The sequence below is a fragment of the uncultured Microbulbifer sp. genome (assembly GCF_947498635.1).
GTDB classification, from domain to species: Bacteria; Pseudomonadota; Gammaproteobacteria; order Pseudomonadales; family Cellvibrionaceae; genus Microbulbifer; species Microbulbifer echini.
In genome coordinates, this window is record NZ_CANMKV010000002.1 from 25026 (window position 1) to 41408 (window position 16383).

General features: G+C 53.8%; 12 protein-coding genes. 10 read left to right on the plus strand and 2 right to left on the minus strand.

The window, feature by feature from the left end; genetic code table 11:
- Positions 1–4 precede the first annotated feature (4 nt).
- The 7 genes from Q1A69_RS01315 (at position 5) to Q1A69_RS01345 (ending at position 9017) form a co-directional block, all read left to right on the plus strand.
- The gene (locus tag Q1A69_RS01315; RefSeq protein WP_299579922.1) at positions 5–1318 is read left to right on the plus strand and encodes an ABC transporter permease; all 1314 of its coding nucleotides are present in this window, start codon (positions 5–7) and stop codon (positions 1316–1318) included.
- 9 nt (positions 1319–1327) lie between these two features.
- Positions 1328–2536 (plus strand): FtsX-like permease family protein, encoded by a 1209-nt coding sequence (locus Q1A69_RS01320; protein WP_299579925.1) that lies wholly within the window; start codon positions 1328–1330, stop codon positions 2534–2536.
- A gap of 70 nt (positions 2537–2606) precedes the next feature.
- Positions 2607–3140 (plus strand): nuclear transport factor 2 family protein, encoded by a 534-nt coding sequence (locus tag Q1A69_RS01325; protein ID WP_299579928.1) that lies wholly within the window; start codon positions 2607–2609, stop codon positions 3138–3140.
- 109 nt (positions 3141–3249) lie between these two features.
- The gene (locus tag Q1A69_RS01330) at positions 3250–4602 is read left to right on the plus strand and encodes a sigma-54 dependent transcriptional regulator (RefSeq protein WP_299579931.1); all 1353 of its coding nucleotides are present in this window, start codon (positions 3250–3252) and stop codon (positions 4600–4602) included.
- The gene (locus Q1A69_RS01335; RefSeq protein ID WP_299579934.1) at positions 4602–5936 is read left to right on the plus strand and encodes an ATP-binding protein; all 1335 of its coding nucleotides are present in this window, start codon (positions 4602–4604) and stop codon (positions 5934–5936) included. Before Q1A69_RS01330 ends, Q1A69_RS01335 begins: the two co-directional genes overlap by 1 nt.
- Positions 5937–6247: 311 nt before the next feature.
- Entirely contained in the window at positions 6248–8569 is a 2322-nt protein-coding gene (locus Q1A69_RS01340) for an immune inhibitor A domain-containing protein (RefSeq protein WP_299579937.1), read from the plus strand.
- 163 nt (positions 8570–8732) lie between these two features.
- Entirely contained in the window at positions 8733–9017 is a 285-nt protein-coding gene (locus tag Q1A69_RS01345; protein ID WP_299579940.1) for a high-potential iron-sulfur protein, read from the plus strand.
- Here the strand turns inward: Q1A69_RS01345 and Q1A69_RS01350 are convergent.
- Entirely contained in the window at positions 9014–9976 is a 963-nt protein-coding gene (locus Q1A69_RS01350; protein WP_299579944.1) for an AraC family transcriptional regulator, read from the minus strand. The genes Q1A69_RS01345 and Q1A69_RS01350 overlap by 4 nt on opposite strands.
- Positions 9977–10367: 391 nt before the next feature.
- Between Q1A69_RS01350 and Q1A69_RS01355 the strand changes: the two genes are divergently transcribed.
- The gene (locus Q1A69_RS01355) at positions 10368–11510 is read left to right on the plus strand and encodes an efflux RND transporter periplasmic adaptor subunit (protein ID WP_299579947.1); all 1143 of its coding nucleotides are present in this window, start codon (positions 10368–10370) and stop codon (positions 11508–11510) included.
- Between the two features lie 96 nt (positions 11511–11606).
- A complete protein-coding gene (locus Q1A69_RS01360) occupies positions 11607–14801 on the plus strand; it encodes a multidrug efflux RND transporter permease subunit (protein ID WP_299579950.1) in 3195 nt (1064 codons plus the stop codon).
- 77 nt (positions 14802–14878) lie between these two features.
- Here the strand turns inward: Q1A69_RS01360 and Q1A69_RS01365 are convergent, their stop codons facing one another.
- Positions 14879–15259, minus strand: a complete 381-nt coding sequence (locus Q1A69_RS01365; RefSeq protein ID WP_299579953.1) for a hypothetical protein — start codon at positions 15257–15259, stop codon at positions 14879–14881.
- 276 nt (positions 15260–15535) lie between these two features.
- Between Q1A69_RS01365 and Q1A69_RS01370 the strand changes: the two genes are divergently transcribed.
- Positions 15536–16279: a glycosyltransferase domain-containing protein gene (locus tag Q1A69_RS01370; protein ID WP_299579956.1), complete on the plus strand. Its 744-nt coding sequence runs from the start codon at positions 15536–15538 to the stop codon at positions 16277–16279.
- Positions 16280–16383 lie beyond the last annotated feature (104 nt).

The following is a 16383-nucleotide window of genomic DNA, read 5'->3' on the forward strand; positions in this document are numbered from 1 at the left end:
CACAATGCTTGGATACTATATATCTCTGGCCCTGCGCAGCCTGCGCGGTACGCCTATTCTCAGCGCTCTTATGATCGCCGCTATCGCCGTTGGCGTGGGCGCATCTATGACCGTACTCACTCTCAACTATATGATGTCGCAAAATGCACTGAAACATAAGGACGATGTACTTTTCGCGGTGCAGCTTGATAGCTGGGATGTTAACAAGGCTGCGAACACGGCCAATGAAATTCCCTGGCAGCTGACTTATCGGGATGCGCAGGCGCTGCTGCGCTCAGAGATCCCCACTCGCCAGGTTGCCATGCACCGCTTCGGATTTACTGTAGAGCTGTTAAATTCCTCGATACGTCCTTTCACCGCATCAACTCGTGTTACTACACGTGACTTTTTCTCTCTTTTTGACGTGCCCTTCCTCTACGGCGGAACTTGGGAAAGTGAAGCAGACGCTTCTCCAAGCCAAGTTGTCATTCTCTCTAAGTCCACCAATGAAAAACTGTTTTCCGGCGAGAACAGCGTAGGTAAAACTATTAGCCTAAACGGCGAACCCTTTACTGTGATTGGTGTTATCGACCACTGGGAACCCGCGCCCAAGGTTCACGACCTCAACAACGGTGACTTTGCTAAATCTGCAAATCTGTTTATACCGTTCGGCTTGCACAGAGAGTACGAAATTTACAGCTGGGGCAACACCAACGGATGGGACAACAAAAGACCCAATGGCTACGAAGGCTTCCTGCAGGGTGAGTACATCTGGATTCAGTACTGGGTAGAGCTCAGTAGCAGTGCGCAGAAAGCGCAATATGAAGATTTTCTGAGTGCATACATTCAAGGGGAAAAGGCCCAGGGACGCTTCGAACGACCACTGAAATTTGCCTTGAGTAAGCCCTCTGAATGGTTGGTTCTTAACGAAGTGCTCAGTGATGATAACCGTGTACTGGGCTGGGTATCCCTGGCTTTTCTCTTGGTTTGCGTTATTAATGCCGTAGCTCTACTGCTCGCCAAGTTTTTGCGTAAAGCCTCTGAAGCCGGTGTGCGTCGTGCTCTCGGTGCCAGTCGCAGCGCTATTTTTATTCAACATTTAATTGAAAGTGCTGCAATTGGACTTATTGGAGGTATCGCAGGTATTTTCATCGCCGTCATGGGAATTAGCGGAATACGCTATCTGGCCATGGGGCAGATAGACACCGTGGCAACGATGGATTGGATAATGATGCTTGCCGCTATCGGTCTCGCCTTGATCGCCAGCCTGCTTGCTGGGTTCTATCCCGCCTGGCGCATCAGCCGCACCAACCCCTCTATATACTTAAAAACCCAGTGAGGCCGAATCATGCTCGAATTAAAACCCATGCTGTCCGCCCTCTGGCGCAACAAAGTCTCAGCCCTGTTAATCACCCTACAGCTGGCATTAACACTGGCAATCATCAGTAATATTGTTGTTATTGTGCAGGATCGAATTGAAAAAATAGAACGCCCTACCGGTATTGCCGTAGAGGACATTATCGCCCTCAACTTTATGGCGATACCCCAGGACTACGATATGATCGGGGCAATCTCTGCCGACCTGGATTTGTTACGCGCACTTCCCGATGTCAAAGACGCTACAGTGACAAATCAAGTCCCTTTATCCCAGTCGGGATCGGCAGGTACTTACTATACCCAAGCAAACCAGGAAATCGGCGGAGAAAATTCAAACTACTACAATACTGATCCACATTTTATTAATACTCTGGGTCTCAAGTTAATAGCGGGCCGCAATTTCACCGATGCGGAAATTCAGTTCTCTGAACCCAATAAAAACCCGGAAATAGCCGTTGCCGTTGTTACCCAGCAGTTTGCCGAAAAGCTCTATCCTGGACAGGACCCGATTGGAAAACCTCTCTTTGATGGCAGCGACTCCAATCCCATAGAAATTATCGGTGTGGTTGAACGGCACCTGGGTGCTTGGGTAGATTGGTCAAATGCCGGTAATGTCGCCTTCTTCCCCTCAATTAAAAATACCCAGGACACAAATTACCTAATACGCACCGAGCCCGGCAAGCGCGATCAAGTATTGAAAACTTTAGTGCAGAAATTATCCGAACGCGATCCGCAGAGAGTGATTAAGACTAAGGTACTTTCAGAGTATGTGGCTCGAAGTTATGCGCGCGACAACCTGATGGTTAAAGTATTATCTATCGTTGCGGCCATGCTCAGCTTTATTGTGGCCCTCGGCATTGTCGGCCTGACCATTTTCTGGATTAACCAGCGCGCCAAGCAAATTGGTGTAAGGCGCGCACTGGGTGCGACACGTAGTAACATCAGCCGTTATTTCCTGCTGGAAAACTGCCTGATCGCCGGTTTCGGCATTACCCTGGGTAGCGCTGCAGCATTAATTGCCAACCAATATATGGTAAGCGACTACTCTCAGCCGGCGCTACCACTGACGCCGCTAGCCATCTGTGCGTTTCTAGTATTAATCGTGAGCCTCGTTGCAGCTCTGGCACCTGCGCTGCGCGCCGCCAATATCTCCCCAGCAACTGCTACTCGGAGTGTTTAAAAAACGCAACGAAGGATATTGAAAAGGCGGCTCTGCGAGGAGCCAGCCCAAAACCATACAGGTTATTTTTATGCGCAAATATATTTTAGCAGTATGCTTCTCTACACTGTCGTCCTCCTTCAGCGTAGCGTTTGCTCAGGAGCACCCCGTCGTTGCCGGGCCCCAAGTCACAAAAGCGTTAGAAAAAGAAATCAGCGCTGTGGACGCACAGCTTTTTGATGCTGTCTTCAACAGCTGCGACATTAACAAACTGAGTCAACTCGTAACCGAAGACTTTGAAATGTACCACGATAAGTGGGGAAAAACCGCAAGCTCAGCTCGCGAGTTCCTTGATGGTATCAGCAGCATGTGTGAACGACAAAAATCCGGCAGCGATATCAAGGCTCGCCGCCAGTTAATCGCTAAAAGCGTAAAGATATTTCCAATGAATAGCTACGGCGCCATCCAAACTGGAACGCATAATTTTTATGGTATTCATGCCGACAACAAAGAAGTACTGCGTGAGAGCGGGCAGTTTACCCATCTCTGGCAAAAGGTAGATGGACAATGGAGGCTCGCCAGGGTGCTGAGCTTTGACCACCAACCGGCCGGCAGTGGCCAGTAGCGCCTAGAACTTTAGTTTGTCCCTAGGGGTACCTATTACCCCTGCCGTAGTTCCCCCTCAATAGCCACTCATTGCATAATGGCCAGCTTACAAGCTGGCCCTAGACCCTATGGATAAAATACTCATCATCGACGATAACAGCGGTATCGTCTCAGCTCTCGAGATACTGCTGTCACTGCATGAGCTACAGCCTCTGTGCGCCATTACGCCCCAGGCTGGCCTACAGCTACTGCGAGAAAACAAGGATATCTGCCTGGTTATCCAGGATATGAATTTCACTGCGGATACCACCTCCGGAGAAGAGGGGCGCGAGCTGTTTTTCGCTATTCGCGAAATAAATCCAGACCTGCCCATAATCTTACTCACGGCCTGGACCCAGTTGGAAATGGCAGTGGAGCTAGTCCGGGCCGGCGCTGCGGACTACCTAGGAAAACCCTGGGATGACAACAAACTGATCGCCACTATCAATAATCTGCTGGAACTGGGCGAGTTGCAAAAGCGCCAGCGAGCCTCCCAGCAACAAGCGATGAATGCCCGCAGCGCGTTACAGGAAAAATATGATCTGCGCGATATCATCTATCGCAGCGACAAAATGCAACAACTACTGGAAATGGCTACCCAGGTAGCCACATCCGATGTCCCCGTTCTGATCACCGGGCCCAATGGCGCAGGAAAAGAAAAAATTGCCGAAATTGTGCAAGTCAACTCCCAGTTGCGCGACGGTCCCTTTGTCAAGGTCAATGTAGGTGCCCTACCGGAAGATTTGATGGAGGCAGAATTATTTGGCGCCGAGCCCGGCGCCTATACCGGTGCGGGTAACAGGGCCCGTGAGGGGCGTTTCGAGGCTGCCGATAACGGAACTCTATTCCTCGATGAGATCGGCGAGCTCTCTGCCAGCGGCCAGGTAAAATTATTACGCGTACTGCAAACCGGGGAGTTCCAACGCCTTGGCAGCAGCCAAACCCGTAAGGTTAAAGTGCGGGTTATCAGTGCCACCAATAGCGACCTGCCCAAGGCCATTGCCGAGGGTATCTTTCGCCAAGACCTGTTCTACCGCTTGAATGTAATTGAACTACGCCTACCCCCACTTTGTGAACGCCCCGAGGACATAGCTCCTCTGGCCATGAATTTTTTACTCGAAAACAGCAATTCGAAAAAACTATCTCCCCAAGCCGTGACTGCCCTCACCCGTTACCTGTGGCCCGGCAATGTGCGCGAATTGCAGAACGTAATGCAGCGCGCTTCGGTACTTTGCCGCGAAGAAACTATTGATGAAAACTTGCTGGCCCTACCGGAACACACACAAATAGAAAAAGCAGATGTAAACTTCGAACCGAGCCGCGAACTCCTGCAACAAACCCTGACCAGCTGTAACGGCATTATCGCCCAGGCTGCCAGAGAGCTGGGTATGAGTCGCCAAGCACTGTATCGCCGACTGGAAAAACACGGTATTCCCTATTGATGTCTGAGTATTTTTCTCTGGAAGGGCGCATTCTTGCCTGCACCGGCCTGGCCCTGGCTGTTGGCACCACACTCCCCTGGCTAGGCATATATTTAGGATTAGGCCCCCGGCTATCCTGGATCGCAGGCCTTCTCCTGGGCGTTATCCTCATAATTGTTTTGATTCGCTTGGCATTGAGTCCCCTAACCACCACTCTGAAATCCTTACAAAACGGATTACTCAATTTTCGCGATGGCGATTTCTCTATTTCACTAGTCCCCCCTCGGGATGTCGAGCTGCAACAAATCACAAATTTATACAACGAAATTGGGGAACACCTTAGACGCGAGCGCGCCCATATTTATCAACGAGAACTACTGCTTGATACCGTAATACAGAGCTCCCCACAGGCTTTAATTCTGGTGGATCAGAGCGAACATATTATTTATTCCAACAGCAGTGCCAAGAAATTGCTCAATGAAGGAAGGCCCATTCAGGGATTGCTGCTGAAAAAGCTACTACCGAATAGCCCCAAGGAAATTGCCAGTGCCATCGAGCACTGGGAAGACGGTCTGTTTAACTATTCCGATAGCAATGGCACGCACTCCATGCACATCGGCAATAGTACTTTTGTGCTTAATGCGCATAAGCACCGCCTCATTGTTTTGCGTGAGATGACAAAAGAGCTCACCAGAGCCGAGGTTGAAGTATGGAAAAAAGTGATTCGCCTAATCAGCCACGAATTGAATAACTCTCTGGCGCCAATTTCATCATTGGCACATTCCGGTAAAATGCTCATTGCCAAACCAGATAAGAGCGCTGCACTGGAAAAGGTCTTCGATATTATCGCCGAGCGCTGCAAACACCTTACCGAATTTACTCAAGGCTACGCCAGCTTTGCCAAGCTGCCTCCCCCCAGCTGTCGTGAAGTTAACTGGCGAGAACTGATTGAACGTATAGCCCCCCTACAGGAATTCTCCTTAAAGGGTGGGCTGCCTGAGCACCCTGGCTATTTTGACCCGATACAAATTGAGCAGGCCCTACTCAATTTAATCAAAAATTCCCGAGAAGCGGGCTCCAACAGCTTAGATATAGAATTGGCGATTAGTACCGACGGTCTCGGCCAGAAACTGGTGATCACTGACCGTGGCTGCGGTATGAGTGAAAAAATTTTGCAGCAAGCACTTCTGCCATTTTTCTCAACCAAAGAACAGGGGGTGGGGCTGGGACTGGCCCTATGCCGGGAAATTATTGATGCGCACGGAGGGCGCATTCAATTATTAAATCGAAACGGGGGCGGCCTGCAGATTACCCTTTGGCTACCCTGGGCAGCGGAACCCACCCCAAAGGGATAAAGCGGATAGAGGTACAAAATAAAAAGAAATATAAATTTAAAAAAATAAACTTTATTGGATTTTTTTATTTCCTAGAGACACCCAATAGGCCAAATAAAACCCAAGAAAAAGCAAATAGTGGTATTGCCAAGGCCGTCACAAAAAAATTATTGCGGCCAAAGCATTCTGGTTCGTTGAATCATAAGTGTCGGCTGCGAACTGCGGCCGACCTCTGCGGCCCAGGCAGAAGTGCACAATCAAAGTGCCCCAACTATTGAAACCTTGACCCCTGGGCCGTTCGTTTTTAAAACAAAAATGAAAAGAAGGGATCAATGCTTAAAATTAATAGTCTGCTGCCGGTCAGCGCACTGGCTTTCAGCCTGCTGGCTGCAAACAGCTACGCGGCCCCCTCGCCACAAGCCCAAAATAATCAAGTCGATTTGGTTATCGCCAACGAAGCCAAGCTGATCGATATGCTGAAACGCTCCGGGCGTATCAGCAAAAATGCAACTATCAGCGAAGCCGAGCGCACCCTGCATCAATTCCTGAAAGAGCGCGCCAGCCAAAACCAAAGCCTGCCTCAGGATTTGTCCAGTGAAACGGTACAAATGATGAAGCACGCCCGTGGCGGCGCTAAGCACCCGAAGCTGGGGAGAGGCAAAGGCAAGGGGCACTTTTTCCACCCCCACGGCCGCGCGCCGGGCCCCATTCAGCTTGAAAACTACGAAGGTGAGATGCGCACCGCTAAGGTGCTAGCCATCCTGATGGACTTCCCCGATTTCCCCCACAACAGCATCGAGCCCGGGGAAACGGATATGTACTACGAGGACTACGCCGCGCAGCACTATGCCAACTTACTGTTCTCCCAGGAGGGTTTCACTGGCCCGCAAGGTGAAAACCTACTCTCCATGCAGCAGTTTTACTGGCAGCAGTCCGGCAACAGCTACTCCGTGGAGGGTGCGGTTGCCGGTTGGTACACGGCCAGCCAGCCAGCGGCCTTCTACGGCAACAATGAAGATGGCGATGCCCGCGCCCTAGTGCGTGAAGCACTGCAAGCCGCTGCGGCAGATCCCAGCGTTAACCTGTCCGACTTTGATATCGAAGACCGCTACGACCTGGATGGCGATGGGGATTTCTGGGAGGCCGATGGCCTTGTGGACCACATCATGATCTTCCACTCCTCGGTGGGTGAAGAGGCCGGTGGCGGTCAGCTGGGAGAAGACGCCATCTGGGCGCACCGCTGGAATCTCGGCGATATTTTCTCCATTGCGGGAACCACGGCGGAAGTCGACTACTGGGGCGGAACCATGGCAGCCTACGACTACACCGTACAGCCGGCCGATGCCGCTGCCGGCGTTGTCAGCCATGAGTACGGCCACGATCTGGGCCTTCCCGATGAATACGATACCGATGGCTCTGGCCGCGGTGAGCCCATTTCTTCCTGGTCTGTGATGTCCAGCGGCAGCTGGGCCGGTATTATTCCCGGTTCCGAACCCACAGGTTTCTCAGCCTGGGCGAAGGAGTATTTACAGCACAACCACGGTGGTAACTGGCTGCATGGCGAGACCATCGCCCTCGAAGACATCCCCCGTCGAGGAGTCCGACTTCTGTTGGATGAGGCTGTACACAAGGGCACCAACAACGATGCTGTGCGTATAGACCTGCCCCAGAAAAAAGTCGTCGTAACTGTACCCAGCAGTGGGGAATACGCCTACTTCAGTGGCAGTGACAACAACCTGCAGAACTCAATGGTGATCCCCGTCGATCTCAGCGACGCGCAGAGTGCCAGCCTGACCTTCAAGGCCTGGTATGACATTGAGCAAGACTGGGACTACGGTTCGGTCATGATTGACCTGGGCGAAGGCTTTATCTCCATCCCCGGAAACATCACCACCGAGAGCAATCCGAATCAGCAAAATCCAGGCAACGGTATCACCGGCAGCTCCGGTGGCTGGGTCGATGCCGAGTTTGATCTAAGCGCCTTCGCCGGCCAGCAGTTCAACCTGGCAATCTCCTATACCACCGACGGCTATGAGGCTAACCCAGGTCTGTTCGCCGATGACATCGCACTCAACATCAACGGACAAGCCACCCTCTTCGACGATGCGGAGAGTGAAGGCCAGTTTGACCTGGCGGGCTTCAGCCGCCACCCCGGCTACAACCTGCACGACCACTACTACCTGCTGGAGTGGCGCACCCACCGCGGTGTGGACCAGGGCCTAGCGCACATCAATGTGGCCGGCCAACAGCTGACCTACAACGAAGGGCTGCTAATTTGGTATGCCGACACCAGCCAGGACAATAACTGGGTTGGCATCCACCCCGGCGACGGTTTCCTCGGCGTAGTGGATGCGGATCAGCAGGTGCTGAAGTGGAGCGATGATTCTGTGGCCTCTACCCGCTACCAGATTCACGATGCCACCTTCGGTGTCGACTGGGCCGAGCAGCTGAACCTGGACCTCCTGGAAGAGTTCGGCATTACCATGACCGATATCCACAACCGTCCCCACCGGGTATTCAGTGATCGCAGAAGCTTTAGCAGCGATGAGATTCCCGATGCCGGCCGTGCAATCACACCTTACGGTCTGAAAGTACGTGTTGTTGCCCAGAGCAGGGATAAATCCGTAAGTAAAATATTCATCACTAAAAAGTGATTTTTTGTAAGGCGACACAAAGTGTCGCCTTACCTGCACGGAAGTAAGATTGATTCTTACTTCCGTTCTTTTCCGCAGTAAAAATGCCTCTCCAGCAAAAATTCCAAATCCGGCTAATCTGAAAAGCTAAAGACTCTTGCAAAGCATTTTGGATATTTTGCCAATGGAAAAGCCACAGAATATTTCCCGCAGAAAGTTTCTAAGATTGTCCGGGAGCGCCCTGGTAATACTGCCGGCGACACTGATCGCTACAGACCGGGCCAATGCCCAGATCAAAGCGAAAAAAGAAGCGGTCAATTATCAAGACACCCCAAAAGACGGCAAGAAGTGCGTGGACTGCCAGCTGTTTACCCCGCCCAACGCCTGTATTGTGGTGGAGGGGGATATCAGTCCAGAGGGCTGGTGCAGCCTGTTTGTGCTCAAGCAGGGCAATGCCACCTCGGATTAAGCCGGCACCCGCAGTTCGCCACGCAGTTTGCTCACATCCGCGCGCGGCGGTAGGCCGAACATTCGGCTGTACTCCCGGCTGAAATGGGAGGGGCTCTCATAGCCCACCCGATAACTTGCGGAGGCCGCCTCCAGCCCTTCGGACAGCATCAGCCGGCGGGCCTCGTGCAGGCGCAGTTTCTTTTGAAACTGAAGTGGTGACATACGAGTGATCTGTTTGAAGCTGTGATACAGGGAGGACTCACTCATATTGGCCTGCTCAGCCAGATCGCTGATACGCAGGGGCTCGGAAAAACGATCCTTGAGGACTTCGATCACCCGCGACACCCGATTTGCCTGGCTGTCGGCCATAGCGAACTTGCGCATCCGCGCCCCTATCTCTCCCATCAGGGCTCGATAAATAATCTCCCTCCGCGCCATGGGGGCCAATATTTGCGCATCCACAGGATCTTCCGCCAGGTGCACCAGGCGGCTCACCGCATCCAGGATCCCCTGGTCCATCTGGGTCACACAGAGTCCACAGCTCACCTCCGGGCAGTCGTAACCGGCCTCGATGCCCGGGGCTTTATCCCCCAGCTCCAGAACCAGATCCGCCACTTCCTTGGGATCGATGGTCAACTTCACTCCGAGAAAGGGCACATCCACAGAGGCCCGCTCAACCCGCCCCAAAATCGGCAGGTGAACCGAAGTCGCCACATAACTGAGCGGCCTATAGGAAATTTCCCTGTCCCCCAACTCCAGAGTCTTGCTGCCCTGGATAATAAAGTTCAGAGAGGGCGCGTAGACCGAGGAGGCACAGGCAAGCGGCTCATTGCAGCGAATCAGGGCCAGACCATTGAGGTTGGTCTCCATCAGGCCCTGCTCTGGGGCCTGGCGCATCAAACTTTGGATAAGCTTCTGTCGCGCCGGCTCCAGATCCGGCGCAACCATTTCTGCTCTCACTGTATCTTCGCGGCTCATAGTTTTCCCTCGCCCCCGCTTGCGGGTGGGCAGCATCAAACAAGATGGATCGAAGTATACGGAGTTTTAGGCAATTCAAGCAGGGCTTTGCAGGATTGGGCAATCACCGTGCAGTAATAGGTAACCTCAAGCGATTTCTTTCAGTCAAATCACTGCAATAACTCAGCAGAAACATGAACCCAACAAGAAAAAGCTAGTTATATATACAGTACTAACTAGGAAGCTGAAAAGTCCGGTTGAATCCGCAGCTCCACCAACAAAAATAGAAATAGGCAATCAACCAATAGTTACCGGTTACCGCTCCCTGCTTGCCCCCCCTTAAAGTTGCGTCCCAACTGAGGGGACTGCCTAGCGGCGCCCCCTCTTCCGAAGCAAAGGGAGTACACGCGTAATGGTGAAGAAACTTACCGCCACCTTGTTAGGCCTATCCGCACTGGTATTGGCCGGTTGTGGCACCGATAAGCCCTCCGGGCAGATGCCACCACCCCCGGCGGTCGAGATAGCTCAAGTCAGCACCGAGGCTACTACCTTGTGGCGCAGCTTCACCGGACGTGTCGTCGCCCCAGAAACGGTGGCATTGCGCCCCCGTGTCAGTGGTTATATCGATCGGGTATCGTTTACCGAAGGCGCTCTAGTTGAGCGCGGCGACGTACTCTTCACTATCGATCAGCGTCCCTACAAAGCCCGACTGCGCGCCGCCGAAGCCGATCTTCAGCGCGTACGCAGTCAGGTTTCCTTCAGCGAGAAGCAGGCCAAGCGCGCCCAACAGCTGCTGAGCAGCAAGGCGATTTCGCGCGAGGAATATGACCGGCGCTTGTCTGCACGGGATGTCGAGCGCGCCGCCCTGGGCTCCGCCGAAGCAGCGCTGGAAAACGCGCGTCTCGACCTGCATTACACCGAGGTGAAGGCACCGATTAGCGGCCGCGTCAGCCGCGCCCTGGTCACCCGTGGGAATCTGGCCAATGCGGATAGCACTCTACTGACCACCCTGGTTTCCGTGGACCCCATGTACGTGTATTTCGAGAGTGACGAGCAGACTTTTGGCGCCAGTCGCACCCTGTTGGATGCAGACGCCAGCCCCCAGGTACATATCGGCCTCGCCGGTGAAAAAGGCTACCCCCACACAGGCAAACTGGACTTTATCGATAACCGCCTCAACAGCCACACCGGCACCATCCAGTTTCGCGCAGTGGTGGCCAACCCGGACGGCACCTTTCAGCCCGGCCAGTTCGCCCGTGTAGAAATGCCGATCGAGGAGATGACTCAAGCGGTATTAATCGACAGCAAGGCTGTTCTGACCGATCAGGACCGCCGTTACGTCTATGTGGTCAACCAGGACAACATCACCGAGCGCCGCCCGGTGCAGGTCGGACCGCGACAGGGGTCCCGCACTCTGATCCGCAGCGGCCTCGAAACTGGCGACAAGATTGTGGTCAACGGTCTGCAGAAGATCTTCTTCCCCGGTATGCCGGTGGCCCCCGAGATGATCGCGCAAAAGAACCCGGGCAGCGCTGCCCAGGCCGCTGGCCACTGACGTAGACATCGCCCACTGCCTGTGGGCGCCAAGTGATCAACGAGTCATTGCAATGAAATCCGAGCGGCCGACACGTCGCTCTCTGGGTAGCATCCTATGAATTTTTCCCGTTTCTTTGTCGACAGACCCATTTTTGCCTCGGTGCTGTCGATCATTATCTTTGTGGTAGGGTTAATCAGCATCCCATCACTGCCGGTCAGTGAATACCCCGAAGTTGTCCCGCCCAGCGTGCAAGTAAGCGCCCGCTATCCTGGAGCCAACCCCAAGACCATTTCCGAAACCGTCGCCACACCGCTCGAAGAAGCCATCAACGGTGTGGAGAACATGATCTACATGAAATCCGTGGCGGGCAGCGATGGCACCCTGACCCTGAATGTGACCTTTGAATTGGGTACCGACCCAGATCAAGCCCAGGTGCAGGTACAAAATCGTGTATCCCAGGCACTGCCGCGCCTGCCCGAAGATGTGCGCCGCCAGGGGGTGACTACTCAGAAGCAATCCCCCAACCTGATGATGGCGGTGCATCTGATCTCCCCAGATGACAGCCTCGACGCCACTTACATCCGCAACTACGCCGTACTGCATATCCGCGATGAATTATCGCGTATTCCCGGCGTGGGCCTCGCCGCGGTCTTTGGCTCCGGTGACTACGCGATGCGCCTGTGGGTGGACCCGCAAAAGGCCGCGGCGCTGGGCGTCACGGCAGCGGACATCGTCAACGCCGTGCGCGAGCAGAATGTACAGGTCTCCGCCGGGCAAATCGGCGCCACGCCCATGCCCGAGGGGTCTGATTTCCTGATTTCCATCAACGCCAAAGGCCGCTTGCAGAGCGAAGAGGAATTTGGCGATGTGGTCCTGAAAACAGGCGCCGGTGGGGAAATCACCCGCCTGCGGGATGTGGCGCGGGTTGAGCTGGCCTCTTCCCAAGACTCCCTGCGCGCCCTGTTGAACGGTCGCCAAGCGGTGGCCATTCCCATCTTCCAATCGCCGGGCTCCAACTCTCTGGAAGTCTCCGCCGCGGTGCGCGAGAAAATGGCCGAGCTGGGTGAGCAGTTCCCCGAGGGCCTGGACTGGGAAGTCGCCTACGACCCCACCGTATTCGTCAGCACCTCGATCAACTCCGTGATCAAGACCCTGCTCGAAGCGGTTCTGCTGGTAGTACTGGTCGTCATCCTGTTCCTGCAAACCTGGCGCGCTTCACTGATTCCCCTGTTGGCAGTGCCGGTTTCCATCGTGGGCACCTTCGCGGTGCTGCTGATGCTGGGCTTCTCCATCAACACTCTGACCCTGTTCGCGATGGTGCTGGCCATCGGCATCGTGGTGGATGACGCCATCGTGGTGGTGGAAAACGTAGAGCGCAATATCGAAGAGGGGCTTACACCCCTGGCCGCGGCTCATCAGGCCATGCGCGAAGTGAGCGGCCCCATTGTGGCGATCAGCTTGGTGCTGTGCGCGGTGTTCATTCCCATGGCATTCCTGGATGGCATTACCGGCCAGTTTTACCGTCAGTTCGCCACCACCATCGCCATCGCCACCATCATTTCCGCGATCAACTCACTGACTCTGTCTCCGGCCCTGGCAGCGACCTTACTCAAGCCGCACGGCGTGAAGCCAGATATGCCCGCGCGTATTCTCGAGCGGCTGTTCGGCTGGATTTTCCGCCCATTCAATCGCTTCTTCCAGCGCAACTCCGAGCGCTACCAGCGGGTCGTAGGCCACAGCCTCAAGCGCCGTGGATTGGTTTTCGGGGTCTATCTGGTACTGCTGGCCGGCACCTTTGCCCTGTTCCAGCAGGTGCCCGGCGGCTTCATCCCCACTCAAGATAAGACTTACCTGGTGGGCAGTATTCGCCTACCGGAAGGCGCCTCTCTGGACCGCACCGAGGAAGTGGCTCGCCGTGTCAGTGCACTGGCAGTGGAAACCGAGGGTGTGTCCCACGCCGCCGCATTTGTGGGTTTCAACGCTCTGCAGAGCACAAACACCCCCAACGTAGGCACCGTATTTATCCTGTTTGACGACTTCGATGAACGCGAACGCAGCGCCACCGAGATCGCCGCCGAGTTGAATGGCAAGCTCTCCCAAATCAAGGAGGGTTTTGCCATGACCTTTATGCCGCCGCCGATCTTCGGTCTCGGTGCCGGCTCCGGTTACACACTTTATGTACAAGACCGCCGCGGCGCCGGTTACGGCGAGCTGCAAAATGCCACCAATATGCTGGCCGGTGCCCTGAGCCAGGCCAGCGGTCTCAGCTACCCCTTCAGCTCCTACCAGGCGAATGTACCGCAGATGGATGCCGAAGTGGATCGCCTGCAGGCCAAGGCCCAAGGCGTGCGCATGGATGATTTGTTCGGCACCTTGCAGCTCTATTTCGGCTCCATGTACATCAACGACTTCAACCTGTTTGGCCGGACCTACCAGGTGGTTGCCCAGGCGGACGCGCCTTTCCGCGATGAAGTCCAGGATCTCGACAACCTCTACACCCGCAATATGAATGGGGAGATGGTGCCAATTAGCACTATGGTGACCCTGCGCCAGAGCTACGGTCCCGACCCGGTCATCCGCTACAACGGCTACCCGGCAGCAGACTTGATGGGCCAGTCCGACCCCAGCATGCTGTCCTCTTCCGAGGCGTTGGCTGCGGTGGAGAAAGTGGCCGGCCAGACCCTGCCCCCGGGGATGCAGATCCAGTGGACAGACCTGAGTTTCCAGCAGGTCAATCAGGGTAACGCCGCCATGGTGGTCTTCCCCCTCGCGGTACTGCTGGTGTTTTTGGTGCTGGCAGCCCTCTACGAGAGCTGGATCATGCCGCTGGCGGTCATCCTGATCGTGCCCATGTGTCTGCTTGCCGCGCTGTTTGGCGTCTGGGCAACCGGCGGGGATAACAATGTCTTTGTACAGGTGGGTTTGGTCGTACTGATGGGGCTCGCCTGTAAGAACGCCATTCTAATTGTGGAGTTTGCCCGCGAGCTGGAAATGGATGGCAAGGGCACTGTAGAAGCGGCGCTGGAAGCCTGTCGGATGCGTCTGCGCCCGATCATTATGACCTCGGTGGCATTTATCGCCGGTGTAATACCTCTGGTACTGGCCAGTGGTGCCGGCGCCGAGGTGCGCAATGCCATGGGCATTACTGTATTCACCGGTATGATTGGCGTGACCCTGTTCGGCCTCTTCCTCACCCCGGTGTTTTATGTCGCACTGCGCAAGCTTGCCGGTAGCAACCTCGCCATCACACAAAAAACCGACGAACCAACGCTGATCACGAGCCCCATGAAAGAGCCGAGCCACGGCTAGACACTCAATCTTTGGCCCTTTACCCCAGGTCAACCCTAAGCCCCCGCTGCACTCTGTGCACGGGGGCTTTTGTTTGCCTAACCTTTCTCTTTGCGCCAGCGGGCGCTGGGGAAGATAAACACATACAGCCAGGTAAACAGGCCGAGTGGCACGCAGAACCAAATCACGATCATTCCCAGCAGTGCACGCATAAAATCACTGCCCTCTTCATGCTTTTCCGTGTGGTCCCAAAGATAACAGCGGTAACAGTGATCCGGGCCATCGATAGGCAGAAAAGCAAAATTGATCATCCACTCTAATATCCGCCAATAGCGACGAAAGGAGGTTTCCTTTACGCGGGTGAAATAGCCGCACCGTGCAGATATGGTGGCACCGGGATTCCCCCCTGCAATGGCATTGCCGAGCTGATCAATCGCGATACAGACACTGCGAATCCAGCTTTTTTTGGCGCCTATCATTACCAGCCTGTTTTATTTCATGGGAAGCTCTGTCCACCCACAGATGCTAAGCCTGAGAGCCAAACTCCGCACCAAAAGGGAATACCATAGAAAGGATAATGCATCCGCACGCCGATGCAGGGGCGACCCTACAAGTCCACCGCCCCACCCCAGAGCCTCGGCTAGACTTCATGCGTAGGGCGAAGAAACCTTTGCCGCAACAGAAAGTTACAAGTCTCAAGGTCCCCTCCTAAAATCATGTTGCATATCGCCACTATTGCCACTCACTCAGAAAGAATGTTTCCTGTACTGCAGGAATCCGCCATACGCAATGACGTATCGTTAAGCATCCTCGGGCGCGACCATCCATGGAAGGATTTTTCATCAAAAATAGATATTTTACTCCCCTTCTTTCACCGCCTGCCCGAAGAAGACAGTGTCTGTTACCTGGACGGTTTCGATTCATTAATACTTCCGCCAATTCGCCATCTTGAAAAAAACTACCTTTCCTTTAACAAGGAAATCATTTTTTCCAATGATCACCAGCATGGGGGCGCCCAGGGTTTTTTTGAAAAATTGTTTTTTCCTGGTGAGCATATTTTTTCCACTGGGATTTTTATCGGCAAAGTAAAAGCATTGAAAACACTGTTCCATTCAGCTCAGGAGACCTACCCGAACTATCACGATGATCAGAAAATGATCCGGCGCTATTATGCCCATCACACCCCAACTGAAATGGACATAGACCGCGATTTCAAGCTCTTTTATAACTTTGATTTCGCCGACAGCAGTTACAATCTACTCAATCAAATCAGCCATATCCATTGCGGAGAAATTTATCTACACAACGGACAGAATCCCAGCATCATCTCTTTTCCATGCAGCTGGTTCTCTGTTGGCATCAAAAAAAATCTGCATGTCCTGTTGGAAGAATTGGGTTATGAATACTGCCCAGAGGTGAACATCAGAAAAACGTTTACCGGTTTAAAATATTATATTGGCAATTCAATCAAAGAGCATATTAAAACGCTACTGAAATAATCCCAGCTCCACACCGCCAAAGCACAGGTTTCCCTGTTCATGTGCCGTTGATGAATCCCGATATAATCAACTGGTTTGGCCGGGCCAAATTATTTTCGCACCCG

Excerpts from the sequence above, each read along its gene's own strand:
- Q1A69_RS01315 (WP_299579922.1), top strand. The coding sequence starts at position 5 with ATGCTTGGATACTATATATCTCTGGCCCTGCGCAGCCTGCGCGGTACG.
- Q1A69_RS01320 (WP_299579925.1), top strand. The coding sequence starts at position 1,328 with ATGCTCGAATTAAAACCCATGCTGTCCGCCCTCTGGCGCAACAAAGTC.
- Q1A69_RS01325 (WP_299579928.1), top strand. The coding sequence starts at position 2,607 with ATGCGCAAATATATTTTAGCAGTATGCTTCTCTACACTGTCGTCCTCC.
- Q1A69_RS01330 (WP_299579931.1), top strand. The coding sequence starts at position 3,250 with ATGGATAAAATACTCATCATCGACGATAACAGCGGTATCGTCTCAGCT.
- Q1A69_RS01335 (WP_299579934.1), top strand. The coding sequence starts at position 4,602 with ATGTCTGAGTATTTTTCTCTGGAAGGGCGCATTCTTGCCTGCACCGGC.
- Q1A69_RS01340 (WP_299579937.1), top strand. The coding sequence starts at position 6,248 with ATGCTTAAAATTAATAGTCTGCTGCCGGTCAGCGCACTGGCTTTCAGC.
- Q1A69_RS01345 (WP_299579940.1), top strand. The coding sequence starts at position 8,733 with ATGGAAAAGCCACAGAATATTTCCCGCAGAAAGTTTCTAAGATTGTCC.
- Q1A69_RS01350 (WP_299579944.1), bottom strand. The coding sequence starts at position 9,976 with ATGAGCCGCGAAGATACAGTGAGAGCAGAAATGGTTGCGCCGGATCTG.
- Q1A69_RS01355 (WP_299579947.1), top strand. The coding sequence starts at position 10,368 with ATGGTGAAGAAACTTACCGCCACCTTGTTAGGCCTATCCGCACTGGTA.
- Q1A69_RS01360 (WP_299579950.1), top strand. The coding sequence starts at position 11,607 with ATGAATTTTTCCCGTTTCTTTGTCGACAGACCCATTTTTGCCTCGGTG.
- Q1A69_RS01365 (WP_299579953.1), bottom strand. The coding sequence starts at position 15,259 with ATGATAGGCGCCAAAAAAAGCTGGATTCGCAGTGTCTGTATCGCGATT.
- Q1A69_RS01370 (WP_299579956.1), top strand. The coding sequence starts at position 15,536 with ATGTTTCCTGTACTGCAGGAATCCGCCATACGCAATGACGTATCGTTA.